We start from the raw sequence: 26243 nt of genomic DNA on the forward strand, positions 1-26243 counted from the left end.
TGCTCGGGCGGGTCCGCCGGAACCCGGTGTTCCCGTCGTGCGTTGAACCCCTTGGGCGTCGAACTATCCTTCTAGGCAACAACCCAACGGGAGGTGGCGGAGATCAGCGAGTTCCTTGTCATCGTGCTGGCCATCCTGGCGTTCCTCCTGCTGCTGACCGGCGTGGGCGTCTACCTGCTGGTCAAACTGGGCAAGAAGGCGGCCAAGAAGGCCCGGCAGGCCACCACCCGGCTGACCACGCACGTCAACGCCATGGGCACCGGCGACGCGGCCGAGGTCGAACGCCTCCGCCTCGACCTGCGCCGCGAGGTGACCCTCACCCGCCAGGCCGTCGAACAGGCCCAGCAGCGCGGCTGGGGCCTCGGCGACCTGCCCCGGCTGCTGGCCGACCTGTCGGCCCAGGCCGACGTGCACGACGGCCAGCTCGCCATGTACGCCCAGCAGCGCCGCGTCTCGCCGTACGTCGACCACGCCGCCCTCGACCGGCTGCGCGAGCACCAGGCCAAGCTGACCGCCATGTGCGCCCGCATCCGCGCCGACCTCCTGGGCGACCAGATGCACCACGCGTCCTCCGGCATCGACGAGCTGTACTCGCGCACGGAGCTGGAGATCGAGGCCCGCCGCCGTCCCCCGGACCCGCTGGACCAGATCGACGAGCTCTACCGCCGCTCGACGGAGCAGCGCAAAGACCACTCCTGAGCGCCGCCTGACGTGGCACCATGAGCGCGCCGAGCGCTCGTCCGGAAGGTGCCCGCCCGATGCCCCCAGCTCTGCCCGCCTGGTCGCGCCCCTTCACCGCGGCCGGCCCCCTCGACGCACTCCCGCCGGGCTCTCCCCGGCGCGCCGAGCTGATCGACGGCGTGCTCGCGACGCGGCCGCCACAGAGCGCCTTCCGCGTGTTCGCGACCCGGCTGTTCGAGCGGTCGCTCAGGCCGCCCGCGCACCTGGCGGTGATCCGCTCGATGACCGTGGCCCTCGGGCCGCGCCTGCTGCTCTCGCCGGACGTCCTGGTGGCCGGCAGGGCGGCGATCGGCCCGGCCACCACGTCGTTCCGTCCTGATCAGGTACACCTCGTCTGCGAGGTGGTCCCGGCGGCGTCCCGTGAGCGGGATCGCCGCACCAGGCCCATCAGGTACGCCGGGGCGGGCATCGGGCACTACTGGCGGGTGGAGTGCGAAGACGGCCAGCCGGTGGTGCACGCCTTCCGCCTCGACCGCGACGCCGGGGCGTACGTGTCCGCCGGCGTCCATCGCGGGCGGATGCGCCTCGACGCCGGGTTCGACGTGGACATCGACCTCGGCCTGGAATGGCCGCCCGCCTGACTCCGGGCGCGGCCAGGAGGGCCATGAAGGGCCCAGGCGGTCCTGAGGCCCCTCGGCGGCGCGGACCGGACGGGGTCAGCGGTGCCGGCGGTACCGCAGTTCCATGATCCCGCCGTCGGAGGCGAAGCTGGAGACCAGGTCGAGCCGGTAGGACTTGGGGAAGCCGTCGAACAGCCGGGTGCCCTCGCCCGCGACGTAGGGGAACACGCTCAGCCGGAACTCGTCGATCAGGTCGAGCCGCATGAGCGACCGCCAGAGGCCGACCCCGCCCCAGACCAGGATGTGGCCGTCGCCGTCCAGCCGGAGCTTGTCGATCTCTTCTGCCGTGTCGCCGCCTGCGACGGTGGTGTCGGCCCAGTCGGCCGTCTTCATGGTCCGGGAGAAGACGACCTTGCGCCCGGCGGTCAGGATGTCGGCGAACGGGTGGTCGGTGGCGGCCGTCATGCCCTTGGCGATGCCCTCGTAGGCGTTGCGGCCCATGACGTGCGCGTGCGCGCTCCGCAGGAAGTCGAGGTAGGCCGGGGAGTCGGGCCGGTCGTTCTCGGGCAGGCCGAAGCAGAACTTCCAGAAGTCGGTGCCCTCGTCGGCGAGCAGGCCGTCGAGGGAGTAGTTGAACACCGTCGCTATAAGCTTCCGCATGATCGAATCTCCGTGGTCGCGGGTCGTCGGGATCGTGCAGGCCGCGGGGGCGTACGCGTGCCGGGGCATCCGTGGTCCGTGCAGCCGAAACGCCAGACATCGGCGCCGCCCGGAACTCATCGGCGGCCCAGCGCCGGGACGGGACGCGTTTTCGACCGTCCGGAACCCGAGGCCGCCTCGATCTGCCGGGCCCTGGTCCCACGGACGACTTTCCCGAGAGGAAAACTGATGCTACTTTCCTTACAGGAAAGCAGTAGCCGACCCCGGAGAAGGCCCATGAACCAGCACGACGCCCAGACTTCGCTCGACGACATCCACCGCCTCCAGGCCAGGACCAGGCAGCAGATCGTCCGCCAGAGCTTCGCGCTCCCCCGCGTGATCGTCTCCGCGCTCGGCCTCTTCGTCATGCTCGCGGCCATCGACCTGCCGAGCCCATGGTTCTACCTCGGCGCGGCGCTCGGGGTGGTCGTGTACGCGGGCGTGGGGATCGTCTGCGAGCACCGGGCCTCGGTCCGGCGGCAGGCCACCGGCCGGGAGGCCCTGTTCCACGGCGTGCTGCTGGCCTGCGTCATGGTGGCCTTCGGCATCGGCCGGATCGCCTCCTTCGCGCTGTTCGACCTGCCGCCGCACGGGCTGGTGTCGCAGGGGGTCGCGGGCGCGGTCGTGGCGGCCGTGCTGTACGTCGCGGCCACGCCCGTCAACCGCCTGGTCATGAGGTCGATCGTGCGGCAGGACGGCGGGGTCGCCTGATGGATCCGCTCTTCGACGAGTTCCTGCACGTCCCGGCGCGTCTGTCCATCGTGGCGCTGCTGGCCCCGGCCGACTGGGTGGACTTCGGCTTCCTCAGGGACTCGGTCGGCACCAGCGACTCGGCGCTGTCCAAGCAGGTCTCCGCGCTGGCCGCCGCCGGGTACGTGGTCGTCCGCAAGGACCAGGACAAGCGGGCGCGGCGGACGTACGTGCAGCTCACCCCGCAGGGGCGGTCGGCCTTCCAGCGGCATGCGGCGGCACTGGAACGGATCGTCGCCCTCGCCCGCGACTCCGCCGGCCGCCCCGCCGCCGACCAGAGGTGACGGGCCCCGCCGAGCCCTCCGCCCGGCCGCGCGTCACGCTCAGCTGTCCCAGTCCGCGTAGATCACGGCGGCCAGCTCCTGTTCCGTGGCGCCCTTGCGGGCCAGGGCCTTGGTGGCCTGGGCCTGGGCCGTCGTGGGCAGGCGGCCCTCGATCAGCACGGGCAGCGAGAGCCGGCGCACCAGCACCTCCGTGGCCGCGATCCCGTACGGGCGGCGCGTCACGGCCACGTTGACCCGCAGCGCGTGCTCGTTGCCGGGCGGCACGCCGGGACGGTCGATCTCGACGGCCGAGTAGCGGAAGCCGTTCGCGAGGTCGCAGGAGGCGCATCCGGCCGGGCCGCGGCTCAGCCGGCCGCCGCACTCGGGGCACGTCAGGCGGTCGTAGGCGGCGTCCACGACCCGCCACGGGTGCCTGTCGGGCTCGTCGACCACCATGCGGGCGATGAGCTGCTCGTCCGGCGGGGCCACGGTGCCGAACTCCGCCAGCAGGAAGGCACGCCAGCCCTCCTCGACCAGTTCGTCCACCAGCCCGGCGCAGCGGTCGCAGTCCGGCGCGCCGGCGGGTTCCTGATGTCCGCACACCTCACATCGCCGCATGGCCGAACCGTACAAGCCGGGCAGGTCGCGGCGCACCCGGTTATCGGGCCGTCGTTTATTCGATTGCGAGTGCCGGGCCGGACCCGGCATACTCGTCCGCGTCGATCGCAGCGAGACGAAGGGAGGCTGAGACCGTGACGACCGTTGCCCGCGTGCCGTTTTCCGCGACCTCAGACCTTCCCACCAGGTGTCCGCTGACCTGATCCGTCCGGCGAGCCGGTGGGGCCTCGAAACTGGAGACATCTCACCGTGCCCAAGCACTCGCAGCACCGCCGCCGTGGCAAGTTCGCGCTCGACGCCGACGACATCGAATGGCTCGACAGCACCCCCGAGACCGATGACGGGCCGCCCGAGGGCGACCGCTGGTCCACCTGGGACCAGAGCACGCCCACCGAGAAGGGGCCGAAGCCGTACCCCGGCTGGCTGGTCACCGAGCTGGCCGCCGTCGACACCGAGCTCGGCCTGCTCAAGACCGGCAAAGAGGCCGACGTGCACCTGATCTCGCGGGGCGTGCCCGGCACCGACCGGGTCTGCCTGCTGGCGGCCAAGCGTTACCGCTCCTCCGAGCACCGCCTGTTCCACCGGGACTCCGGTTACCTGGAGGGCCGCAGGGCCCGCGAGAGCCGGATGAACCGGGCCATGGCCAACCGCACCGCCTTCGGCAAGCAGGTGATCGCCGCGCAGTGGGCGGTGGCCGAGTTCGGGGCGCTCTGCCGGCTCTGGGAGCTGGGGGTGCCGGTGCCGTACCCGGTGCAGATCGTGGGGACGGAGATCCTGGAGGAGTTCGTCGGCACCCCCGACGGGTACGCCGCCCCGCGCCTGGCCCAGGTCTCCGACGGCCTCGACGACCTGTGGGAGCAGCTCGTGGCGGCCATGGTGACGCTGGCCGGGGAAGGGCTGGCGCACGGGGACCTGTCGCCGTACAACCTGCTGGTGCACCAGGGCCGGCTGGTGATCATCGACCTGCCGCAGATCGTCGACGTGATCGCCCATCCCGCGGGCCCGTCGTACCTGGAACGGGACGCCCGCAACGTGGCCACCTGGTTCGCCGCCAAGGGCGTGGCCGCCGCGGACCCCGACGCGCTCGCCGACCTGCTCCGCAAGGAGTCCGGCCGGACGTGACGGAGGGACGGTGCGCGGCCCGGCCGCCCGCCCGCGGATCGGCTACGCGCGGGCGGGGGCGGGCAGGGGCCGTTCCTCCCCCGCCGCCGCCGGGAGCCGGGCGTCGAGGAGGACGCGCACCGCGCCCACCCACACCATCGCCGAGCCCAGCAGGTGGGCGAGGACGACGACCTCGGGCAGGTCCGTCACGATCTGCGTCAGGCCGACCAGCCCCTGGCCGAGCAGCACGGCGAGGAACAGCGTGGTGCGCCGGTGGGCCGCCGAGCCCGGCTCGCGCCGGGTCCTGAGCCACAGGGCGACGGCCAGGCCGAGGCTGAGCGCGGCGGCGGCCCCGTGCAGCCAGACCATCGCCGTCCAGTTGACCGGCATGCGCGGCACGTCGGAGGAGTCACCCGCGTGCGGCCCGGCGCCGGTGACGATCGTGCCCACCGCGACCAGCAGCGCCACGGACGCCACCAGCGCCGCCGGAAGGCGGCCCACCGGCACGGAGAGCGGCCGCGCGGGCCGGTCGAGCAGGCGGGCCTGGTGCCAGACGACCGTGGTGGCGGTCAGGAACAGCACGGCGGCCAGGAAGTGCGCGGCGACGAGGTACGGGCTCAGCCGCGCCCACACGGTGAGGCCGCCGACGACCGCGTTCAGCACGACGATCCAGAACTGCACCCACCCCCACCGGGTCAGCTCGGGCACCGGACGGCGCTGCAGCCGGGCGACGACGATGAGCCAGCCGACGGCGACGCACACGACCCCGGACAACACCCGGTTGGTGAACTCGATCGCGCCGTGGACGCCGAGCTCGGGCGTGGCCGCGAAACCGGCCTCCGAGCAGCGCGGCCACCCGTCACAGCCCAGCCCGGACCCGGTCAGGCGGACGACTCCGCCGGTCACGATGATCATCAGGCTGGTGGCCAGCGCCGCGCCCGCGGCCCGTCGCAGGGCGGCTCGGTCGAAGGCGACCCGGGCGGCGAGCCACTGGAATGGAGTGGTCATGGGGGAAGAGGTCTCTCTACTGCTCGGCGAACCGCCGCGGGTGGCGGCCGAAAGGCGATCAAGACTTCACTCTACAGCGCGTAGAGCACCCCGCCCGGCTCCGCCTCCTCGGCAGGCGTCCAGAGCCGTGCGGCACCCCCTTGCGACCCGGGACGGCCACCTCCGCCGATGCCGGAGGTGGCCTGCTCCCCCGTGGGTCAGCTGGTTTCGTTCTTCTTGGTGACCTCACCGGTGGCGGCGTCGACCATCACCTCGTGCTTGGTCCCGTCCGGGGTCATCACGTCCGACTTCCAGACGGTCTTGCCGTTCTCGGTGTCGAGCTTCAGCTCGGTGACGCGTCCCTCCGGTACGGCCGCGGCGACCTTGTCGGCGGCCTGGGCGTAGTCGAGCTTGGCCTCGGTGATGCGGGTGTGCATCTTGGCCTTCTCCTGCTCGTCCATCTGCTCGGCCGTCGGCCCCTTGACGACCTTGCCGGACTTCACGTCGACCTGGTGTTCCGTGCCGTCGGAGCCGACGACCTTGACGTCCCAGACCATGCCGTTCTCCTCGCTCTCGACGGAGACGACCTTGGATCCGGGCACCGCGGCCATCGCGACCTTGGCGGCGTCCTTGAGCTCTCCGGCTCCTGGCTTCATCGACGTGGCGCCCGGCGAGGGGGACATGGTCCCCGTTTCGGGCGGGCTTTCCATCGACGGAGACGGGCTTCCCATGGTGGGGCCCGGCGTCGGCTCGACGGCGAACTGGCCGACTTCTCGTACGGCGCCGCAGCCGGCTGCGAGCAGCGCCGCACCGACCAGAGCCCCGATGATCGACTTGTTCATACCTGGACCGCTGCCCCAGGAACCCGACTTCATTCCCGCAGGTCAGAACCCTGGGCCATGGCCGGGGCCAGCGGAACGCGCCCCGCGGGACCCGCCGCCGGCCCGCCTTCCCCTACTGGACCGCTGTTTCGCGCATGCCGCCCGCCACTACTTGACGCCCGCCTCGCGCATGTCGCGCAGCTCGCGCTTGAGCTCCTTGATCTCGTCGCGCAGCCGGGCGGCCACCTCGAACTGAAGGTCGGCGGCCGACTGGTGCATCTGCTCGGTCAGCGACTCGATCAGCGACTCCATCTGCGCCCGCGGCATCTCGCCCGCGATGGCCTTGGCGTGCTGGCCCGCCTGGCGGGCGGCGAAGCCGGGCACCGGGGCCTTGCCGCGCGACTGCTGACGGCCGCCGCCGAGCAGCTTGTCGGTGTCGGCGTCCTCGCGCTGGAGGGAGTCGAGGATGTCGGCGATCTTCTTGCGCAGCGGCTGCGGGTCGATGCCGTTGGCCTCGTTGTAGGCCATCTGCTTGGCCCGGCGCCGGTTGGTCTCGTCGATGGCCCGCTCCATCGACGGCGTGATCTTGTCGGCGTACATGTGCACCTGGCCGGAGACGTTACGGGCGGCGCGGCCGATGGTCTGGATCAGGGAGGTCTCCGAGCGCAGGAAGCCCTCCTTGTCTGCGTCGAGGATGGCCACCAGCGACACCTCGGGCAGGTCGAGGCCCTCGCGCAGCAGGTTGATGCCGACCAGCACGTCGAACTCGCCGATGCGCAGCTCGCGCAGCAGCTCGATGCGGCGCAGCGTGTCGACCTCGCTGTGGAGGTAGCGCACCCGGATGCCGAGCTCCAGGAGATAGTCGGTCAAGTCTTCGGACATCTTCTTGGTCAGCGTGGTGACCAGGACGCGCTCGTCGCGCTCGGCGCGCTCGCGGATCTCGTGGACCAGGTCGTCGATCTGCCCCTTGGTGGGCTTGACGACGATCTCGGGGTCGACCAGGCCGGTGGGCCGGATGACCTGCTCGACGACGTCGCCCTTGACCCGCCCCAGCTCGTACGGGCCGGGCGTGGCCGACAGGTAGACCGACTGCCCGATGCGCTCCAGGAACTCCTCCCACTTCAGCGGCCGGTTGTCCAGCGCGGACGGCAGCCGGAACCCGTGGTCGACCAGCGTGCGCTTGCGCGAGGCGTCGCCCTCGTACATCGCGCCGATCTGCGGCACGGTCTGGTGGGACTCGTCGAGGACCAGCAGGAAGTCTTCGGGGAAGTAGTCGAGCAGCGTGTTGGGCGCGGTGCCGGCGGCGCGGCCGTCGAGGTGGCGGGAGTAGTTCTCGATGCCGGAGCAGGTGCCGATCTGGCGCATCATCTCGATGTCGTAGGTGGTGCGCATGCGCAGCCGCTGGGCCTCCAGCAGCTTGCCCTGCCGCTCCAGCTCCGACAGGCGCGCGGCCAGCTCGGCCTCGATGCCGGCCACGGCCGCCGCCATGCGCTCCTCGCCGGCGATGTAGTGGGAGGCGGGGAAGATGTAGAGCTCTTCGTCCTCGGTGATGACCTCGCCGGTCAGCGGATGCATGGTGGCGAGCTTCTCGATCTCGTCGCCGAACATCTCGATGCGCACGGCCAGCTCTTCGTACTTCGGGATGATCTCGATCGTGTCGCCGCGCACCCGGAACGTGCCCCGGGTGAAGGCCAGGTCGTTGCGCGTGTACTGCATGTCGACCAGGCGGCGCAGGAGCTGGTCGCGGTCGACCTCCATGCCGACGCGGAGCCTGGCCATGCGGTCGACGTACTCCTGCGGGGTGCCCAGGCCGTAGATGCACGAGACGGAGGCGACCACGATGGTGTCGCGGCGGGTGAGCAGCGAGTTGGTGGCCGAGTGGCGCAGCCGCTCGACCTCGTCGTTGATCGAGGAGTCCTTCTCGATGTACGTGTCGCTCTGCGGCACGTACGCCTCGGGCTGGTAGTAGTCGTAGTACGAGACGAAATATTCGACCGCGTTGTTGGGCAGCATCTCGCGCAGCTCGTTGGCGAACTGGGCGGCCAGCGTCTTGTTGGGCTGCATGACCAGCGCGGGCCGCTGCAGGCGCTCGATCAGCCAGGCGATCGTGGCCGTCTTGCCGGTGCCGGTGGCGCCCAGCAGGACGCTGTCCTTCTCCCCGGCCCGGACGCGGCGCTCCAGCTCGGCGATGGCCGTCGGCTGGTCGCCGGATGGAGTCATCTCGGTGACGACCTCGAAAGGCGCCACCTTCCGCTGCAAATCTGTGACCGGACGCATGCTGCCACTGTAGGCGGCGCCACCGACAGAAACCGTCAGGCCGTGGGCTGCCCGATCCGGGGGAACGGCGTGGTGGAGAACACCACCTCGACCGGCACCCCGAAGTACGCGGCCATGCGCAACGCCAGGTGAAGACTCGGGCTGTATTCGCCCCGCTCCAGGTATCCCACGGTCTGGTAGTGCACCCCCAGCGCCTGCGCGAGCTGCCTGCGGGTCACCCCCCGCTCGGCGCGCAGCAGCGCGATGCGGTTGTGGACGGTCTCGCTCATCAACCCTCCAGGTAGCAGACCTGCTCCATCCATAACACCCCTGCTATGGGACGTAACAGTCATATGACGACACATTGCAAGCGAACAGCAAGTCATACCCGATACGGTCGGATTCGCCTGTAGCGGAAAAGGAAGGTTCGATGTCACGACCCCGAGAGGCACTGATCCAGGCAGGTCAGGGCATAGCCCAAGCGGTCGCTCAAGGAGGTGACGTACGGCAGGCGATGAGCCAGGCGATCGGCCAGGTCACCGACCAGGCCGGCCAGTTCACCGGCCAGCTCACCGGCCAGGCCCCCGGCTTCGCGCTCAACCCGCACGACTTCGCCGCCGCCCGCGACGGCGGCGCCTCCGTCGGCACGCTGATCGAGGCCAGGTCCGCCTCGCTGAACGAGGCCGGCGAGATCGTCAACCGCAGCTTCGCCGAGAACGGCATGCACGTCATCTCGCCGGTGGTGATCCCCAAGGGCAGCACGGCCAAGGTGGTCATCCCGCTGATCGTTCTCGTCGTCCTGGGCCTGATCGGCGCGCTCGGCGGCATCGTGCCGGGGTCGAGCATCTTCTTCGGCCCCCATTACTGGGTCGTGCTCGTCCTGGCCGCGGCGTTCCTGTGGTGGCGCAGGAGCGTGGTGATGGTCCCCGAGGGCTGCAAGGCGCTGATCACCAAGTTCGGCAAGCTGGTGCACATCGCCGACCCGGGCCGGGTGACGCTGTTCAACCCGTGGAAGCGGGTCAGCTACATCGTCAACACCACGCGTGAGTACCCGTTCAACGCCCCCATCAGGGAGGCGCCGACCCAGCAGGGCGTCAAGGCCAGCGTCGACCTGTTCCTGCAGTTCAGGATCGAGAACCCGGCCGAGTTCATCTTCGTGCTCGGCTCGGTCAGCGGCTTCCAGTCCAAGCTGCAGAACGCCATCAGCGAGGTCACCCGCTCGCTGATCTACGCCCAGCGGGCCGAGGACATCTACGACCTGGTGGGCGAGAGCACCCTCGGCATGCTGGAGAACCTGAACCAGCAGTTCCTGCCCGCCGTACGGCTCACCGACGTGAACATCACCCACGCCGAGCCGTCCAGCCAGGAGTACCGCATGGACCTGGCCGCCCCCGAGATGGTCCGGGTGGCCAAGGAGGCCTACACCTACGAGTACGAGCTCCAGCTCCGCAAGGAGCAGAACGAGGGCGACCTGGTCAAGGAGCTGGCGGGGCTGCAGGAGACGCTGAGCGCCATCCAGGCCGAGATCGCCGGCTACCAGGCCCGTATGGACACCGCGCTCGAACGCGCCAGCCACCAGGCCACCGCGCAGGCCAGGCAGCGCCTGGTCGAGGCCGAGTCCACGGCCAACGCCAACGCCGCGCTCCTGGAGGCCCAGGCCCTGGACATCCGGGCGCTGTCGGCCGCCGAGGCCCCCGAGATCCTCGACTACCGCTTCCAGCAGGACCTGCTGACCAAGCTGGAGTCGGTGGCCACCCGGCTGCCGCAGGTGGTGCAGGTGGGCGAGCAGACCGACATCGACTTCCTGGCCCTGGCCCAGCAGCTCGTGGGCGGCAAGGGCGCGACGCTGTTCTCCGCCGAGGACATGGCCGCCATCCGCGGCCGGCTCGACGCGATCGCCGCCCGCGTCAGCAGCCGCGAGGACGAGATCGCGGCCCTGCTGAAGAAGGCCGCCGCCGACGTGAGCGAGCCGCAGGCCACGCCCGAGCCCGACAACGACCTGGAACGCACGGTCGAGCGCCTGCTGCCCGGCCACCTGAGCGAGGGTGAGGTCCGATGACCCGCGAGTTCTCGAAGATCAAGGAGTCGCTGGCCTCCTGGTCCGACATCCGCCAGCTGCTGCGCGGCGGCGAGCAGGGCCAGCTCGTGCCGGTGGTGATCCCCAAGGACCGGCGCGGCTTCGCCTGGATGGCGCTCGTCCTGCTGGCCCTGTACTTCGCCGGGATGGCCGCGCTCACCGACCTCACCGTGCCCGCAGCGCTGGCCGCGCTGTTCTTCCTGGTCGTGGCGCTGGTCACGATATGGCGCAAGGCGATCATCGAGATCGAGGAGGGCACCACCGGCGTGCGCAGCCGCTGGGGGGCGATCACCGGCACGCTCCCGCCGGGCCGCCACTACCTGTGGCTGCCGTGGGACCGGGTGGACGCGGTCGTTGACACCTCCACCGAGATCCCGTACTCGGCGCCGATCGTGGCCTGCCCGACGGCCGAGAACGTGCCGCTGAAGTCGATCGAGTTCTTCCTGAAGTTCCGCATCGTGGACCCGGTGGCGTTCGTCCGGACGATCGGCGCGGGCAACTTCGACCTCGTGCTCTCCAGCGCCGTTCAGGACGCGATCAGGCAGCGCAGCCGGCGGGTCAACACCGAGCGCGCCTACGACCTGCGCGGCTCCGACGTCGGCGACATGCAGGAGGCGCTCAACCGCCAGCTCGGCCGGTACGGCGTGCGCGTCACCGGCGCCAACATCCCCGACGTCCAGCTCCCCGACCAGTACCAGCAGCACCTGGCCACCCGGGAGAAGGTCGCCAAGGAGCTGTCGGCCTACGAGCGCGAGTGGGAGCTGACCCGCAAGCGCCGCATCGACACGCTGCTCATGGAGATCGAGCGCTCCAAGAAGACCCGCGACGCCCGCGTGGTCGAGGTCAAGGCCGCCCACAACACCGCGCGCAAGAACGTGGCGCGCATGCTGGAGGAGCAGGAGACCGAGGCCCAGCGCGTGACGTGGGAGATCGAGGCGCGCGGCAGGGCCGACCTGACCGCCGCCGAGAACGAGGCCAAGGCCCTGCGCAGGCTGGCCGAGTCCTACCGCGACAACCGGGCCGTGCTGCAGTACGAGCTGGCCCGCCGGCGCCTGGACGTGGGCGCCAAGCTAGCCGAGAACGCCCCCCAGCCGCTGGTCGTACGGACCCAGCAGGGCCAGGCCGACTCGGCGCTGTCCACCCTCGTCCTGGCCCAGCTGCTCCCCCGCCTCTCGGGCACGGGACACGCCGCCGCCAACGGCCAGACCCCCACCGCATAGGAGAGACCCCATGGTGTTCCGCAAGTTGATGGCCGCCTTCGGCGCGGGCGTCGAGGTCGACACGGTGCTGACCGACGCGTCCGTGCGTCCCGGCGAGCCGCTGCGCGGCGTCGTGCACTTCCGCGGCGGCGGCTCCGACTACAAGGTCGAGGGCATCCACCTCGACCTGACCGCCGTGGTGGAGGTCGAGAGCGGCGACAACGAGTACAAGACGACCTACAGCTTCCTGCGCCAGCAGGTGGCCGGGACGTTCCAGCTCGCCTCGGGCGCCCAGCACCAGCAGCCGTTCGAGATCATGGTGCCGTGGGAGACGCCGATCAGCGCGATCGGCGGCCACCCGCTGCACGGCATGCGGCTCGGCGTCCAGACGGAGCTGGCGCTGGCGGGCGCGATCGACAAGGGCGACCTCGACCCGCTGTTCGTCAGCCCGCTGCCGGCCCAGGAGCACGTCATCGCCGCCCTCGACCGGCTGGGTTTCGGCTTCAAGAAGGCCGACCTGGAGCGCGGCACGCTGTACGGCTCGACGATGCCGTTCTTCCAGGAGATCGAGTACTACGCGGGCGGCCAGTGGCGGCGGCACTTCAACGAGCTGGAGCTGACGTTCATCGCCGGGCCGCGGCAGATGGACGTCATCCTGGAGGCCGACAAGCGCGGCGGCTTCCTGACCTCCAGCCACGACACCTACAACCGCTTCACCGTGCGCTACGACGACCACCCCGGCGCGGCCGACCAGGCGTTGCAGCACGGCCTGGAGCAGATGGCCCGCCGCCGCGGCTGGTTCTAGCCGGGTGCTCCCCGGGCCGGGCGGCGTCCCGGCTCAGGGGACCCGGTACATGCGCTCGGTCCAGGCCCGGTAGCGCCAGGTGTGGCCGACGCGGTAGTCGTGGCCCAGGTAGACGCCGAAGACCTGGCTCTTGAGCTCGCGCAGCGCCCCCGCGACGTTGGGGGCCCAGCCGGTCATCGGGTAGCCTCGGTAGGAGACCGCCCGCAGCCCCAGCCCGCTCGCCGCGGCCAGCGCGAAGCGGGCCGAGGCGACGTGGTCGGGGTGGTCGCACAACCCCCGGCCGGTGGGCGGCTCGGGGTCGAGCGTGCGCAGCACCGTCGGCCGGAAGCGAGCGTAGAGCGCGCGCAGCACGCCGACGACGTCCCGCCTGCCGACGCAGCGCGGCTCGGGGCCGGCGCCGAACCGGCGCACGCAGGAGCGGTCCTGCCACAGTCTGGTCAGCGCGTCGCGGCCGCCGTCGGCGCGCGGGTCGCCGCCGTCGGGCAGCCCGACGAAGGCGAGCCTGATCGCCGGCCTGTCGGCCAGCTCCTCCAGGCGGACGGGGAAGCCGCCCGCCGTGATCGTGGTGACCCGCCACACGTCGGGCGCGCCGGCCAGGAAGGCGTACGCGGCCCGCAGGCCCCGCGCGCGATCCCGGGCGTAGGCGACGGGGTCGCGGTCGTCGTCCCAGCCGGCCTGGCCCTCGCCCGCGGTCAGGTAGACGGTCACCGTCGGGCGGTGCCACTGGACGGCGCCGTACAGGTCGGGGCTCATGAACAGCAGGTCGTCGTCCGGATGGGCCACGACCTGCACGAACCGCTCCGACAACGACGGCCGGTGGACCTCCGCCCACGCCGCCGCGGGCGGGGCCGGGCACGCCAGCACGGCCACCAGCACCAGCGCCAGCGCGGCCGCCGAGAACATCCTGATCCCCTTCATCCCCACCCCCGTGCACTTCCAGTATCGAACCTGGTCAGGTCCCGGTCCTGAGCTGCCAGGGGGAGATGTCATGTCATTCCCGGGTAGGAGATACCTCCTTCCCGTGCGCTGGAAGTCGCATGCCGACGGTCGTTACGATGACCTAGGGATTGACTGATCGTCGGACGGGTGGGCGAACGATGGCACGGTTCATGGCGGCGCTGAAGCGGGTCGCCCCATGGGCGGCCCAGAACGCCGACGGCGCCATCGCGCTGTTACTGGCCATCGTGATCGGCGTGCTCGGCATCATGCCCAACGAGGTGGTGCCGACCGATGTGCAGACCCAGCTCGTCAACGCCGCGACGCTGGTGATCATGGCGCTGGTGGCCACCGCCCTGCTGCGCGACCGCGTCCGTCAGGCCCCGGTCGAGGAGACCATCACCTCCGGCGCGCTGGCCCAGCTCCCCGTCCGGCTGTCGCGGCTGGAGGAGATCGAGACGCTCGTCCACGGCACCCGCAAGGCCCTCGACGCGTTGCAACTGGTCAGGGTGCTGGGCAGCAAGCAGGAGATCGCCCAGATGCACGCCGAGGCGCGCAAGGACACCACCCGGTGGAGCTTCAAGGGCGGCACCGGCACCTACCTGCGCGCGGTCACCCTGCCCGAGTGCGTGGCCGCCGCCCGCCGGGAGAAACGGCACCTCGTGGTGCGGGTCGAGGTGATCGACCCGTCCAACGTCGAGGTGTGCGAGACGTACGCCCACTACCGGCGCTCCCTGGCGGACTCCCCCGACGCGACCGGCGAGACGTGGACGACCGACCGGGTCAGGAAGGAGTCGTACGCGACGATCCTGGCCGCCTTCTGGTACCGCCAGCGTTACGGCCTGCTCGACATCGAGGTCGGCCTGTCGTCGTCGATGACGACGTTCCGCTGGGACCTGTCGGCCACCCGGCTGATCATGACGGTGGAGGACCCCAACCGCGCCATGACCGCGCTGGCCGGCACGTTCTACTACGAGAACTGCGACACCGAGCTGCGGCTCAGCTTCGAGCAGGCGCGGCGGGTGCCGATGGACATGTACAAGAAGGCGCCGCTCGGCGACGAGCCCACGATCGAGGAGGTCCAGGACCTGTTCGGTCGCATCGGGGTGCCTCTTCCCAAGGCCTACGACGGCCGCGACGTCGTGGACATCGCGCGCAAGGCCCTGCGCGCCGTCGATCCCTACGGCGAGGCGCGTCCTGCGGCCCTCCGACGAGACGGAACGTGAGTGCGACTCATGAGCTACCGGTCGGTCTTCCAGCGGGTCCGCGACGGACAGGCCAGGTCGTGGGCGCTCGGCGTGCTGAGGGAAACCGCGCGCCCCAGGGCCGTACGCCATCCGCTCGGCTTCGTCTGCCTGCCGCTGGAGCGTGACGGCGGCGAGGGGGTATGCCTCCATCTGTGGTCCGACTCGCTCCAGCACGCCGAGAGCACCACCTCGCAGATCCACTGCCACAGCTGGGACCTGGTCAGCCACGTGCTCTACGGCCAGGTGCGCAACGTGCACGCGGTGGTCACCGACGCGGGGCCCGACGCCACGCACCGGGTGTTCGAGGTGGTCAGCGGCGCCGACGGCGACCGCATCTCGCCCACCCGCCGCACCGTGCGGCACGCGACCGGGCTGGTGGAGCTGTTCGGCCCCGGCGACACCTACACCCTGCCGGCCGACCGCTTCCACAGCAGTGTGGTGCCGGAGGGCGGCGAGGCGGCCACGATCGCGCTCGGGCGCGGCCGGCCCGGCAGCCGCGACCTGTCGCTCGGCCCGCTCGGGGCGGCCGGCCACCACGTTCCCCGGGAACCGCTGAACGCCGAGGAGACGGCGCTGGCCGTCCGGCTGATCACCGCCCACCTGACCTGAGGGGTGCCCGATGGACCTGGATCACGCTCGCTCTGTGGCCGTCGAGGCCGCCCAGGCCGCCGGGGCGCTGCTCGCGGCGGGCACGCGTGGGGCCGTCGGCATCCGGGCCAAGGGCGAGGCCGGCGACGTCGTCACCGATCTCGACCTGGCCTCGGAGAAGCTGCTGGTCGAGCGCATCCTGACGGCCTTCCCCTCGCACACGATCGTGGCCGAGGAGTCCGGGCTGATCGGCGCGGCGGGCGGCGAGTGGACGTGGCTGGTCGACCCGCTCGACGGCACCAACAACGTGGCCATCGGGCTGCCCACGTACGTCGTGGGGGTGGCGTTGTGCCGGGCCGGGCGGCCGGTGCTGGGCGTGGTGCACGACCCGGTGACGGCCCAGACGTGGTCGGCGATCCGGGGGCGCGGGGCCGTGGCGTCCACGGGGGCGCGGCTGGCGCCGCCGTACACGGCCAGCCCGCACGGCCCGCTGCTGGCCTGGACCCAGGGGTACGGCGTGAGCAGGAGCGACGCCACCGTGCTGGCGTTGAAGGCGGCGCTGGAGGCGGGCGCGCGGCGGGTGCTGCAACTGTGGGCGCCGCTGCTGTCGTGGGCGATGCTGGCCCGCGGCGACATCGACGGCATCGTCGGCTACCGCGCCGAGGCGGTCGACCTGCCGGCCGGCGCGCTGCTGGCCCAGGAGGCCGGGATCGAGATCAGGGCGCTCGACGGCGGCCCGTTCGAGGAGAGCATCGACGGCACGGCCGAGGACCGCAGCTTCGTGGCCGCCCACCCGCGGGCGCTGCCCGGCCTGATGTCGCTGCTGCCCGGCTGACGCCCCTGGCGCTCAGCCGAACGTGACCAGGGCCCAGACCGTGGCCAGCAGCCCGGTGACGGCCAGGCCGGCGCCGGTCAGCAGGAAGCGGCGCAGCGGCACCGCGACGCCGTGGCGGCGGCACGACTCGAACCACAGGAGCGTGGCCAGCGAGGCCCACGGGGTGATCACCGTGCCCACGTTCGTGCCCACGAGCAGGGCCAGCAGGCGGTCCTGGTCGGCGGCCGGGATGACCTGCGCGACGGCCTGGTAGGCGGGCAGGTTGTTGATCGCGTTGGACAGGCCCGCGCCCACCGCGGCCGTCCGGTACGGGTCGCCCTCCGTGCCGATCATCCACGTCATCAGCGCGTCGAGCCCGTGGGCGCTGAGCGTGGGCACGACCAGGAACAGCCCGGTCACGAAGACGACGAGCTGCCAGGGCAGCAGGCTCCAGGTCAGCTTGGCCCGGTCGCGCACCAGGAAGGCGGCCACCACCAGCACGGCCGCGGCGGTGGCGGCGACGGCGACGTGCGCCTTGAGCAGCAGCAGGACGATGAACAGCAGGCAGCCGGCCGAGGCCGCGCCGAACAGCACGCGGTCGGCCACCGGCTCCAGCACCGGCGGCGTGTAGCGCAGGTCGCGGCGCTCGCCCCGGCGCCAGAAGAACACCCACAGGAACACCATCGTCACCGCGATCGAGGCGAGCTGCGGGGCCCACATGCGGGCGGCGAAGCCCTGGGCGTCGAGGCCGAGCTTGTCCATGCCGAGCAGGTTGGTCAGGTTGGAGACCGGCAGCAGCAGGCTCGCGGTGTTGGCCAGCCAGATGGTGGTCATCGCCAGCGGCAGGGCGGCGATGCGGGCCCGGGGCGCCAGGGCGAGCATGACGGGGGTGAGGAGGACGGCGGTGGTGTCAAGGTTCAGAAAAATCGTGACAAATGACGCGAAAGCCGTACAAAGAAAGAAAAGTGCGGTGTAGTTACCGCGGCCGAGCACCGCCATCCTGGCCGCGATGGCGTCGAAGACCTGCGCTTCCTTGGTCAGCTCGGCCAGCACGATGATGGCGACCAGGAAGATCAGCAGCGGCCCGATCGTCTCCAGGCTCACGACGGCGTCGCGCCACGGCAGCAGACCGGTCGCCACGAAGACCAGACCGAGAGCAAGCAGCCCGATCCGGATCAGATCGAGCACAGCCAGACGCCGCCACACCCGACGATGATCGCACACTGACTCCAAATCACCGATTCCTCGGTGGATACTGAGCAGATGGCACGTGACGGCAGGCCGACCGAGATCTTCGTCAGCTACTCCCCGGCCGACACCGCCTGGGCGACCTGGATCGCCTGGGAGCTGGAGGCGGCCGGCTACCGGACCATGATCCAAGCCTGGGACTTCGTGCCCGGGACCAACTTCATCGACTTCATGGACCGCGGGGTCAGCGAGGCGCAGCTCGTCGTGGCCGTGCTCTCGCGCAACTACCTCACCTCGCGCTACGGGCGCATGGAATGGCAGGCGGCCATGCGCGCCGACCCCGACAACCCCTCCAACAAGCTCGTCACGATCCGGCTGGAGGACGTGCAGCTGGAGGGCCTGCTGTCCACGATCACCTGGGTCGACCTGCTCGGCGTCACCGACTCAGGGCAGGCCAGGGCGCTGCTGCTGGGCCGGGTCGGCGAGGCGCTGGCCGGGCGGGCCAAGCCGGAGGCGGCCCCCGCCTTCCCCTCCGGCCGGGTCGTCCCGCCCCCGGCCATCCCGACGCTGCCCCCGACGACCGACCTGGCCAGGGCCCGCCGCACCCCGGTGACGGCCCCCAAGTTCCCGCCCTCGGGCGGCGACGACCGCGGGCGCGAGTCGGTCAACGTCCTGCACATCGGCGGGCCGCGGTTCGGGCGGGCGCTGCCCGATCCCGGCGAGCCGTTCACGCCGGAGGACATGCAGGCCCGCATCTGGGCCGACCTGACGGCCATGTACGACCGGGGCATGCCGCGTCCCGACCTCATGGTGGTCAGCGGCGACCTGACCGAGTCCGGCAGCCTGGGGCAGTTCGCGCAGGCCACGCAGTTCGTCACCGACCTGCGGCTGCTGATCGGGCTGGAGCCCCACCGGCTGGTGCTGCTGCCCGGCCCGCGCGACGTCACCAAGGCCGCGGCCAGCGCGTACTTCATGACCTGCGAGGCCGACGACGTGAGCCCGCAGCCCCCCTACTGGCCCAAGTGGCGGCATTTCGCCGGGCTGTTCCGCGAGGTGTACCAGGGGCTCGACGACCGGGTGTTCGACGGGGGCCAGCCCTGGACGTTGTTCGAGGTGCCCGACCTGAGGGTGGTCGTGGCCGGGCTCAACTCGACGATGGCGATGAGCCACCTGGAGCGCGACGCGTACGCGCTGCTGGGCGAGGCGCAGGCCGCGTGGTTCGCCGAGCGGCTGCGTCCCTACGAGGAGAGCGCCTGGCTGCGGCTGGGCGCGATCGGCCATCCGCCCGCCGCGTTGCGCGACGCGCCCACGTTCGACCGGCTGCTCACCCACCGGCTCAACCTGCTCTTCCACGGGTCCGGCGCGGGCGTCCCGGCCGCCGGGCCGCGGCCGGGCTTCGCCGCGGTCGCGGCTCCGCGCTCCGGCCGCCACCAGGTGATCGAGATCTCCCCCGACGGCATGCGCACCTGGACGCCCGACGGCGGCAAGCCCGCACGCGCCCGGCACGGCTGGCGGGCGGTGCGGGCCACGTTCACCGGCGAGACCCCCGGCGCCCCGCCGCCCGTCGCCCAGCCCGAGGAGCGCGAGCCGAGCCCTGTGGAGCTGCTGCTCGACCGCATCACCGAGGTCTGCGAGGCCCGGCACGAGCGGGCCAAGATCCGGCGCTTCCCCGACCACCTGGTGGTCACCCATCCCGAGGACGGGTTCGTCCGGCAGCTCATGATCGGCGCGCACGTCGGCGAGCTGACCGAGGCCGCCGCGACCGGGTTCGCCCGCCGCGCCCACGCCGCCGACCTGGCCGCCGAGCTGATCTACCAGGGTCCGCCGGCCTCCCGCGCGCTCCGCGACGACCTCATGCGCAAGGGCGTGCGGGTGCGCAGCTTCCTGGAGTTCCAGGGCCTGCTCGACCTGTCCGGATACGTCGCCGAGCAGACCGCCAGGCTCACCGGCGACCGCCGCTACCCGCCCGGCCTCTACGTCCCCCAGCGCTACCGCGAGCTCGACCGGCCGGGCAGCCAGATCAGGCAGGGGCTCACCGACGAGCTGATGCGGCTGCTGGCCGCCGACCACGGCCGCTTCCTGCTGCTGCTCGGCGACTTCGGCCACGGCAAGACGTTCGCGCTGCGCGAGCTGGCCAGGCGCATCCCGGCCGAGCTGCCGCACCTGACGCCGATCTTCATCGAGCTGCGCGCCCTGGACAAGGCCCACTCGGTCGACGCCCTGGTCGCCGCGCACCTGGCCGGGCACGGCGAGGAGTTCATCGACCTCAAGGCGTTCCGCTACCTGCTCCGGCAGGGGCGCATCGTACTGCTGTTCGACGGGTTCGACGAGCTGGTCACCCGGCTGACCTACGACCGGGCGGCCGACCACCTGGCCACCCTGCTGGCCGCGGCCGAGGACAAGGCCAAGATCGTGGTGGCCAGCCGTACGCAGCACTTCAAGTCGCACAGCCAGGTGCTGACCTCGCTCGGCGAGATGGTGGGCGTGCTGCCGCAGCGGCGGGTGCTCAGCGTGGAGGACTTCACGCACGACCAGATCCGCTCCTACCTGGCCAACCGGTTCGACGACGGCGACGAGGCCGGCGCCCGCATGTCGCTCATGGGCGAGATCAAGGACCTGCTGGCGCTGGCCCAGAACCCGCGCATGCTCAGCTTCATCGCCGACCTCGACGCCGACCGCCTGCGCACGGTCGCCGGCGCCCAGCACACCCTCAGCCCGGCCCTGCTGTACGAGGAGATCCTCAGCACCTGGCTGGCCTTCGAGGAGCGGCGGGCCCGCGTCCCCGGCTCGCCCGGCGCGTTGTCGATCGGCGAGCTGTGGCGGGTGGTGACCGCGCTGGCCCTGCGCCTGTGGGACAGCGGAGAGACGCTGCTCGGCGTCGACGAGCTGACCGAGATCGGCGAGACGCTGAGCGACCTGGCCTCGGGCCAGCTCTCGCCCGCGCACGCCGCGCACGCGATGGGCTCGGGCAGCCTGCTCGTACGCACCGAGGAGGGCATGTTCGGGTTCATCCACGCCTCGGTGATGGAATGGCTCATCGCCCGCCACATCGCCGCGAACCTCGACAATCCCCTCCCGCTGACCCGCAGGCCGCTGTCGGCGCTGACCGTCGAGTTCCTGTGCGACCTGGCCGACGTACGGGCGTTGCGCGCCTGGGTGGCCGACCCGCCCGCCGACGACGTGGCCAGGGCGAACGCGGTCAAGATCGCGGCCAGGCTGCGCACCCCGGCCAAGGCCGACCTGCGCGGCGCGAACCTCAAGGGCGAGGACCTGTCGGCGCGCGACCTGCAGGAGGTCGACCTGACCGGCGCCGACCTGTCGGAGGCCACCCTCGCCGGCACGAACCTGTCCAGGGCCGTCCTGCGCGACGCCAGCCTGGTCGGCGCCCGGCTCGACGGCGCCCGGCTGACCGGCGCCGACCTGACCGGGGCCGACCTGTCCGGCGCGCGGCTGGCGCAGGTCGACCTGAGCGACGTCACGGTCGAGGGCGCCCGCTGGCACCGGGCGTCCCTGATCAACGTCACCGGCACGCTGCCGCACCTGCCGGGCGCGGCGGTGGTGCCGGGCCAGCCGGTGGAGGTGGAGTTCGCGCCGGCCGGCATCGGCGTCCCGTACGGCTACCACTTCCAGACCTCCCGCCTGCCCGAGCCCATCGCCTACAGCCCCGACGGCTCGACCATCGCCATCGGCAACGAGGACGGCGGCGTGCTGCTGTGCGCCGGCGGCTCCCCGGTCCGCACCCTCCAGGGCCACCGCGGCCGCGTCTACGCCGTCACCTTCGCCGGCGACCTGCTGGCCACCGGCGCGAGCGACGGCACGGTCCAGCTCTGGGACACCCTCACCGGCCGGCGCCTGCACACCCTGACCGGCCATCCCGACGGCGTGTGGCCGGTACGCCTGAGCGCCTCCGGCGAGCTGGTGGCGGGGGGCGGCGGCGACGGCGTGGTCCGGGTGTGGGAGACCGCGACCGGCCGGCTGGTCCACGAGCTCCCGGGCCACCGGGCGCCGGTCTACACCGCCTCCTTCGGCCGCTCGCAGCTCGTGACCGGCGACTCGGCGGGCGTCGTCCGGGTCTGGGACCTGAGCGCCGGGCAGACGGCCGTGACCCTCGACGGCCACCGCGGCAGCGTCTACCGGGCCGTGCACAGCCCCGACGGCACCCTGCTGGCCACCGGCGACGAGGCGGGCACGATCCGGCTCTGGGACACCGCCACCTGGTCCCCCCGGCACGAGCTGACCGGCCACACCGGCAGCGTCTACTGCCTGACGTTCTCCCCCGACGGCTCGATGCTGGCCAGCGGCGACACGTCGGGCAGCGTGCGCCTGTGGGAGGCGTCGGGCGAGCCGCTCGGCGTGCACACCACCCACATGGCGGCCGTCTACCAGGTGACCTTCAGCCCCGACGGCCGCACGCTGGCCAGCGGCGACTCCGGCGGCACGGTCCGGCTGCAGCCCGTGGGCGGCGGCAAGCGCGTCGAGCTGACCGGCCACCGCAGCTCGGTCTGGCCGTTCGCGTTCCGTCCCGACGGCCAGCAGCTGGCCACCAGCAGCAACGACGGCACCGTCCGGCTGTGGGACCCGATCTCCGGGCAGTGCCAGCGGGTGCTGCGCGGCCACGGCCGGCGGATCTCGTCGGTGCGCTTCAGCGCCGACGGCTCGATGCTGGCCACCAGCGGCAACGACGGCGTCGTCCGGGTGTGGGAGCCGCGCACCGGGCGGCGGCTGCGGGAGTTCACCGGCACCGCCGACCGGCTGATCTCCGCGCTGTTCTCGCCCGCCGGCCCGGTGCTGGCCACCTCCAGCAACGACGGCGGCGTGCACTTCTGGAACGCCACCACCGGCGACTACGAGCGCGAGCTGCACGCCGAGACCGACCACGTGTGGGCCGAGGCGTTCAGCCCCGACGGCAACATGCTGGCCACGGCCAACGACGACGACAGCGTCAAGATCTGGTACCGGCCGACCGGCCGCATGGCCGCCGACCTGGTCGACCACCGCGGGCGGGTGCGCTCGATCGCCTTCAGCCCCCTCGGCGACTACGTGGCCACCGGCTGCGACGACAAGCTCGTCCGCCTGTGGCACGTCTCCTCCGGCGGCCGGGTGGCGACGCTGGAGGGCCACACCGACCGGGTGTACTCCGTGGCCTTCTCCCCCGACGGCCGCTACCTGGCCAGCGCCGGCAACGACGGCCGCGCGCTGGTGTGGGAGCTGCGGCCCGGCCAGCCCTGGCAGCCGCGCCTGGCGCACACCCTCACCCAGCACGCCGGCCGGCTGTGGAGCCTGGCCTTCGACGCCACGGGCCGCCACCTGGCGACCGGCGGCGACGACATGACCGTACGGGTGTGGGAGACCGCGACCGGGCAACTGCTGCACACCCTCACCGGGCACGCGCGCCGGGTGTGGTCGGTGGCCTACAGCCCCACGTCCGACCTGCTGGCCAGCGCCGGCGACGACGGCGTGGTGATCCTCTGGGAGGGCGGCGAGCGGCGGGCGACGCTGCTGGGGCTGCCCGAGGGCTGGGCCGCCCTGGCGCCGGACGGGCGGTACAAGGTGCACGGCGAGCCGGGCGGCCAGTTCTGGCACGTCATCGGGATGTCGCGGTTCGAGCTGGGGGAGCTGGATCCGTACCTGCCGGAGGTGAGTCAGGTGCCGCTCGACTCGCCCTTCTGACCGCAGGCGGGTGACCGCTAGCCGCGGGCGGCGCGGCGTACGAGCTCGTGCCAGACCTCGTCGACCCGGGCCTCCAGTTCGTCGAGCGAGCCCTCGTTGGGGATCACCAGGTCGGCGGCGGCCAGGCGGTCCTCCCGGCTCGCCTGGGCGGCGATGCGGGCCTTGGCGTCGGCCTCCGGCATGCCGCGGTGGTCGGCCAGGCGCCGGATCCGCACCTCGTCGGCCGCGTCGACCACGATCACCAGGTCGTACATGGGCGCCAGCTTGTTCTCCACGAGCAGCGGCACGTCGTAGACCACGATCGCGTCGTCGGCCGCCTGGCCCTGCAGCTCGGCCACCCGCTCCCCCACCAGCGGATGCACGATCGCGTTGAGCGCGGCCAGCCGGTCGGGGTCGGCGAAGACCACCGCGCCCAGCCGCTCCCGGTTCAGCGAGCCGTCGGGGCGCAGCACCCCTTCCCCGAACGCGGCCACCACCCGGGACAACCCCACCGTGCCGGGCTCGACCACTTCTCGCGCGATCTTGTCGGCGTCGATGACGACGGCGCCCCTGGCCGACAGCCGCTTGGACACCTCGCTCTTGCCGGAGCCGATGCCGCCGGTGAGCCCAATCTTCAGCACCGGAAAAGACTACCCATCCCGGAGTACCCGGTCATCCCGCCGGCCCGCTCAGTACCCGCCACGGCGTGGGGCGGCGGTCGGACGGCGGGACGGGTTGGCCCGGCCGGTGGGCTTGAGGTCGCGCGCCGGCTGGTCGTGCCGGTGCGGCGAGCGGGCCTGCTGGTCGGACTTGGCCTGGGTGATCGTGGCGGGAAGTTTGATATTCATACGTTTTCCTCCTTGGGGGTGTGGGTCAGGCGCGGGTGAGCCAGGTGACCTGGGTGCCGTTGTCGAAGGACTCGCGCCTGGTCGGGGCGAACAGGGTGGGGCTGAACCGGCCGGCGAACATCGAGATGCCCGCCCCGGCCACCACGGGGTAGCGCTTGAGGATGATCTCGTCGATCTCCGGGAGCAGGGAGGCGGCGAGCCTGCCGCCGCCGCAGAGGTAGATGTCCATGCCGGTGTCCTCGGCCTTCAGCCGCCGGACGAGCTCGATCGGGTCGCCCTTCTCCACGTGCACGGCGGGGTCGTCGATCGTCAGCGTGCTGGAGACGACGTACTGGCGCAGGTGGGAGTACGGGCTGGTGGTGGGCACCTCCAGGGCCGGCTCGAAGGTGCCGCGGCCCATCACCAGGGTGTCGAACACCTTGTTGGGCACGCCCTCCAGGCCGACGAGCCTGCGGATGTGGGTGGGCAGCGTCTCGGGATAGCGGGTGTTGATCCAGTCGGCCATCTCGGCGGACACGGGGTAGAAGTCGAACTCGGCGCCGGGCCCGGCGATGTAGCCGTCGAGGGAGACGCCGATGTAGTAGACAAGCTTTCGCATTCGGAGCAACTCCTGCTGTAGTACTATAAGTGAAGTGGTTTGAACGTAGTACTACGTCTGGAGTGGTGTCAAGTGCGGAAGAACCCCGAGCGGAGGCAGGCGCTGATCGACGCGGCCATCGAGGTGCTGGCCAGGGAAGGAGCGCGCGGGCTGACGTTCCGGGCCGTCGATGCCGAGGCGGCCGTCCCCCCAGGCACGGCCTCCAACTACTTCGCCAACCGCGACGACCTGTTCACCCAGGTCGGCGGACGCATCTACGAACGGTTGCTGCCCGACGAGGCCACGCTCGCCCGCGGCCAGGAGGGCGTGCAGGACGAGACCCGCTACGCCGAGCTCATGCACGAGCTGGTGGACCGGGTCACCGCCTTCAACTCCGGCTATCTGGCCCTGCTCGAACTGCGGCTGGAGTCCACCCGGCGTCCCGAGCTGCGCGCCGTGCTCACCAAGCGCATCCGCGAGGACATCGACGCCAACATCGGCTACCACGCGAGATCGGGCCTGCCGGGCGACTCGACCTCGGTGGTCCTGCTCTATCTGGCCCTGAACTGGCTCATCGTCGAACGGCTGACCCTGCCGGACATCTTCAGCGAACAGGAGGTCCGCCAGCTCGTGGACGCCGCCGTGCGCAGATCACTGAACGGCTGACAACGCCACTGCCGTCGGCGGTGGCGCGGTTGGCGACGTCCAGGGACTTGCCGCCGTACACGCGCGCCCGGACCGGTCGGACCAGGTCCGGGCGGGCGCCTGCGACGGCCTCGGCCTTGCCGTCGCCGGTGACGTCCGGGACCTTGACCGTCTGCCCGCAGCGGTCGCCCGCCTGAGGCTGCTCACCGATCGGGTCGGTGTGGCGTCCTGGGGAATGAGACGGGCCGCGGAGAGCACCGGGGCGCGACTCTTCGCCCCCGGGACCGTCGCGATCCCGCCCCCGCCCGCCCGGACGCCGTGGCGCCGGACAGCCTCTGGGGAAACGATCAGTTTGGGCTGCGGCGCAGGTGGATCAGGGTGAGGTGGTCGTCCATCCGCTCCCGCCGGGTCTCACGGTAGCCGAGCCGCCGGTACAGCCGCAGGTTCCCCTCCGACAGATGTCCCGTGAACAGGTCGAACGCCCCCGCCTCCGGCACCTGCTCGTGCAGCGCCGCGAGCAGGGCCGCGCCGAGCCCCTGCCCCTGCCGGTCGGGCGCGACCACGAGCCGTCCGACCAGGCAGGTGGTGCCGGCCACCTGTCCGCGGACTGCGGCGACGATCCGGCCGGCGTCCACGGCCTTGAGCACGACGCCCGTCTCGACGGCCTTGCGCACCTGCTCCAGCGACTCCACGAGCGGCGGGATGTAGGGGTCGCCGTAGAGCTGGGCCTCGCTCACGTACGCCGCCCGCTGCAGGGTGAGGATCTCGCCCGCGTCCGCCGTCACCGCCCGTTCGATCTGCACGCCAGCACCCTATCTGCTGCCATCCCACCGCCACCGCCGACTTCCCCGCCCTGCGACCGCCCGCCTCCCGG

General features: G+C 71.9%; 25 protein-coding genes. 13 read left to right on the forward strand and 12 right to left on the reverse strand.

What is annotated here, in order from left to right; genetic code table 11:
• The first annotated feature begins 93 nt into the window (after positions 1 to 93).
• Positions 94 to 699, forward strand: a complete 606-nt coding sequence (locus ABT158_RS27875; RefSeq protein WP_352358237.1) for a hypothetical protein — start codon at positions 94 to 96, stop codon at positions 697 to 699.
• 59 nt (positions 700 to 758) lie between these two features.
• Positions 759 to 1322 carry a Uma2 family endonuclease gene (locus tag ABT158_RS27880; RefSeq protein WP_352358239.1) on the forward strand — a complete coding sequence of 188 codons (564 nt, stop codon included), beginning with the start codon at positions 759 to 761 and terminating at the stop codon, positions 1320 to 1322.
• Between the two features lie 75 nt (positions 1323 to 1397).
• Here the strand turns inward: ABT158_RS27880 and ABT158_RS27885 are convergent, their stop codons facing one another.
• On the reverse strand, positions 1398 to 1961 hold the full coding sequence (locus ABT158_RS27885; protein ID WP_352358241.1) for a dihydrofolate reductase family protein: 564 nt from the start codon (positions 1959 to 1961) through the stop codon (positions 1398 to 1400).
• 276 nt (positions 1962 to 2237) lie between these two features.
• On the opposite strand from ABT158_RS27885, the gene ABT158_RS27890 reads away from it, so the two are divergent.
• Both ABT158_RS27890 and ABT158_RS27895 read left to right on the forward strand, forming a co-directional pair.
• Complete coding sequence (locus ABT158_RS27890) at positions 2238 to 2711, forward strand: hypothetical protein (protein ID WP_352358243.1); 474 nt, start codon at positions 2238 to 2240, stop codon at positions 2709 to 2711.
• Positions 2711 to 3034, forward strand: a complete 324-nt coding sequence (locus ABT158_RS27895; protein WP_352358245.1) for a winged helix-turn-helix domain-containing protein — start codon at positions 2711 to 2713, stop codon at positions 3032 to 3034. Before ABT158_RS27890 ends, ABT158_RS27895 begins: the two co-directional genes overlap by 1 nt.
• A gap of 39 nt (positions 3035 to 3073) precedes the next feature.
• Here the strand turns inward: ABT158_RS27895 and ABT158_RS27900 are convergent, their stop codons facing one another.
• The gene (locus ABT158_RS27900) at positions 3074 to 3631 is read right to left on the reverse strand and encodes a hypothetical protein (protein ID WP_352358247.1); all 558 of its coding nucleotides are present in this window, start codon (positions 3629 to 3631) and stop codon (positions 3074 to 3076) included.
• A gap of 249 nt (positions 3632 to 3880) precedes the next feature.
• On the opposite strand from ABT158_RS27900, the gene ABT158_RS27905 reads away from it, so the two are divergent.
• Entirely contained in the window at positions 3881 to 4753 is an 873-nt protein-coding gene (locus ABT158_RS27905; RefSeq protein WP_352358249.1) for a serine protein kinase RIO, read from the forward strand.
• Positions 4754 to 4795: 42 nt separating this feature from the next.
• Here ABT158_RS27905 and ABT158_RS27910 read toward each other — a convergent pair whose 3' ends face one another.
• The 4 genes from ABT158_RS27910 to ABT158_RS27925 all read right to left on the reverse strand — a co-directional run bounded on the left by ABT158_RS27910 (position 4796) and on the right by ABT158_RS27925 (position 9086).
• Positions 4796 to 5740, reverse strand: coding sequence for a COX15/CtaA family protein (locus ABT158_RS27910; RefSeq protein WP_352358251.1), 945 nt, complete (start codon positions 5738 to 5740; stop codon positions 4796 to 4798).
• 197 nt (positions 5741 to 5937) lie between these two features.
• Positions 5938 to 6561, reverse strand: a complete 624-nt coding sequence (locus ABT158_RS27915; RefSeq protein ID WP_352358253.1) for a PepSY domain-containing protein — start codon at positions 6559 to 6561, stop codon at positions 5938 to 5940.
• Between the two features lie 147 nt (positions 6562 to 6708).
• Entirely contained in the window at positions 6709 to 8817 is a 2109-nt protein-coding gene (uvrB, locus tag ABT158_RS27920) for an excinuclease ABC subunit UvrB (RefSeq protein WP_352358255.1), read from the reverse strand.
• 35 nt (positions 8818 to 8852) lie between these two features.
• Positions 8853 to 9086 carry a helix-turn-helix transcriptional regulator gene (locus ABT158_RS27925; protein WP_352358257.1) on the reverse strand — a complete coding sequence of 78 codons (234 nt, stop codon included), beginning with the start codon at positions 9084 to 9086 and terminating at the stop codon, positions 8853 to 8855.
• 140 nt (positions 9087 to 9226) lie between these two features.
• Between ABT158_RS27925 and ABT158_RS27930 the strand changes: the two genes are divergently transcribed.
• From ABT158_RS27930 to ABT158_RS27940, 3 genes are read left to right on the forward strand one after another with little or no spacing between them, the layout of a single operon-like run.
• Entirely contained in the window at positions 9227 to 10855 is a 1629-nt protein-coding gene (locus tag ABT158_RS27930; protein ID WP_352358259.1) for an SPFH domain-containing protein, read from the forward strand.
• On the forward strand, positions 10852 to 12093 hold the full coding sequence (locus ABT158_RS27935; RefSeq protein WP_352358261.1) for an SPFH domain-containing protein: 1242 nt from the start codon (positions 10852 to 10854) through the stop codon (positions 12091 to 12093). The genes ABT158_RS27930 and ABT158_RS27935 overlap by 4 nt, the downstream gene beginning before the upstream one ends.
• Before the next feature lie 10 nt (positions 12094 to 12103).
• The gene (locus ABT158_RS27940; RefSeq protein ID WP_352358263.1) at positions 12104 to 12877 is read left to right on the forward strand and encodes a sporulation protein; all 774 of its coding nucleotides are present in this window, start codon (positions 12104 to 12106) and stop codon (positions 12875 to 12877) included.
• Between the two features lie 33 nt (positions 12878 to 12910).
• Here the strand turns inward: ABT158_RS27940 and ABT158_RS27945 are convergent, their stop codons facing one another.
• Positions 12911 to 13795 (reverse strand): PIG-L family deacetylase, encoded by an 885-nt coding sequence (locus tag ABT158_RS27945; RefSeq protein WP_352358265.1) that lies wholly within the window; start codon positions 13793 to 13795, stop codon positions 12911 to 12913.
• Positions 13796 to 13974: 179 nt separating this feature from the next.
• On the opposite strand from ABT158_RS27945, the gene ABT158_RS27950 reads away from it, so the two are divergent.
• The 3 genes from ABT158_RS27950 to ABT158_RS27960 are packed head-to-tail and all read left to right on the forward strand — an operon-like array spanning position 13975 to position 16483.
• On the forward strand, positions 13975 to 15039 hold the full coding sequence (locus ABT158_RS27950) for a hypothetical protein (protein WP_352358266.1): 1065 nt from the start codon (positions 13975 to 13977) through the stop codon (positions 15037 to 15039).
• Positions 15040 to 15048: 9 nt separating this feature from the next.
• Positions 15049 to 15669 carry a hypothetical protein gene (locus ABT158_RS27955; protein ID WP_352358268.1) on the forward strand — a complete coding sequence of 207 codons (621 nt, stop codon included), beginning with the start codon at positions 15049 to 15051 and terminating at the stop codon, positions 15667 to 15669.
• Positions 15670 to 15703: 34 nt separating this feature from the next.
• A complete protein-coding gene (locus tag ABT158_RS27960; RefSeq protein ID WP_352358270.1) occupies positions 15704 to 16483 on the forward strand; it encodes an inositol monophosphatase family protein in 780 nt (259 codons plus the stop codon).
• 12 nt (positions 16484 to 16495) lie between these two features.
• Here the strand turns inward: ABT158_RS27960 and ABT158_RS27965 are convergent, their stop codons facing one another.
• Positions 16496 to 17650, reverse strand: coding sequence for an ArsB/NhaD family transporter (locus tag ABT158_RS27965; RefSeq protein WP_352358272.1), 1155 nt, complete (start codon positions 17648 to 17650; stop codon positions 16496 to 16498).
• A 75-nt stretch (positions 17651 to 17725) separates the two neighbouring features.
• On the opposite strand from ABT158_RS27965, the gene ABT158_RS27970 reads away from it, so the two are divergent.
• The gene (locus tag ABT158_RS27970) at positions 17726 to 23320 is read left to right on the forward strand and encodes a TIR domain-containing protein (RefSeq protein ID WP_352358274.1); all 5595 of its coding nucleotides are present in this window, start codon (positions 17726 to 17728) and stop codon (positions 23318 to 23320) included.
• 17 nt (positions 23321 to 23337) lie between these two features.
• On the opposite strand, the gene coaE is transcribed toward ABT158_RS27970, so the two are convergent.
• Genes coaE through ABT158_RS27985 form a run of 3 tightly spaced genes read right to left on the reverse strand, consistent with a single transcriptional unit; the run spans position 23338 to position 24745 of the window.
• Positions 23338 to 23940 carry a dephospho-CoA kinase gene (coaE, locus tag ABT158_RS27975; protein ID WP_352358276.1) on the reverse strand — a complete coding sequence of 201 codons (603 nt, stop codon included), beginning with the start codon at positions 23938 to 23940 and terminating at the stop codon, positions 23338 to 23340.
• 48 nt (positions 23941 to 23988) lie between these two features.
• Positions 23989 to 24147, reverse strand: coding sequence for a hypothetical protein (locus ABT158_RS27980; RefSeq protein ID WP_352358278.1), 159 nt, complete (start codon positions 24145 to 24147; stop codon positions 23989 to 23991).
• Between the two features lie 25 nt (positions 24148 to 24172).
• Positions 24173 to 24745 carry a dihydrofolate reductase family protein gene (locus ABT158_RS27985; RefSeq protein WP_352358280.1) on the reverse strand — a complete coding sequence of 191 codons (573 nt, stop codon included), beginning with the start codon at positions 24743 to 24745 and terminating at the stop codon, positions 24173 to 24175.
• A gap of 72 nt (positions 24746 to 24817) precedes the next feature.
• Here ABT158_RS27985 and ABT158_RS27990 point away from each other — a divergent pair, with 72 nt between their 5' ends.
• Positions 24818 to 25390, forward strand: coding sequence for a TetR/AcrR family transcriptional regulator (locus ABT158_RS27990; RefSeq protein WP_352358282.1), 573 nt, complete (start codon positions 24818 to 24820; stop codon positions 25388 to 25390).
• A 326-nt stretch (positions 25391 to 25716) separates the two neighbouring features.
• On the opposite strand, the gene ABT158_RS27995 is transcribed toward ABT158_RS27990, so the two are convergent.
• A complete protein-coding gene (locus ABT158_RS27995; protein ID WP_352358284.1) occupies positions 25717 to 26172 on the reverse strand; it encodes a GNAT family N-acetyltransferase in 456 nt (151 codons plus the stop codon).
• Positions 26173 to 26243 lie beyond the last annotated feature (71 nt).

The sequence above is a fragment of the Nonomuraea sp. NPDC001636 genome, from assembly GCF_040298265.1.
In the GTDB taxonomy this organism is placed as follows: Bacteria; Actinomycetota; Actinomycetes; order Streptosporangiales; family Streptosporangiaceae; genus Nonomuraea.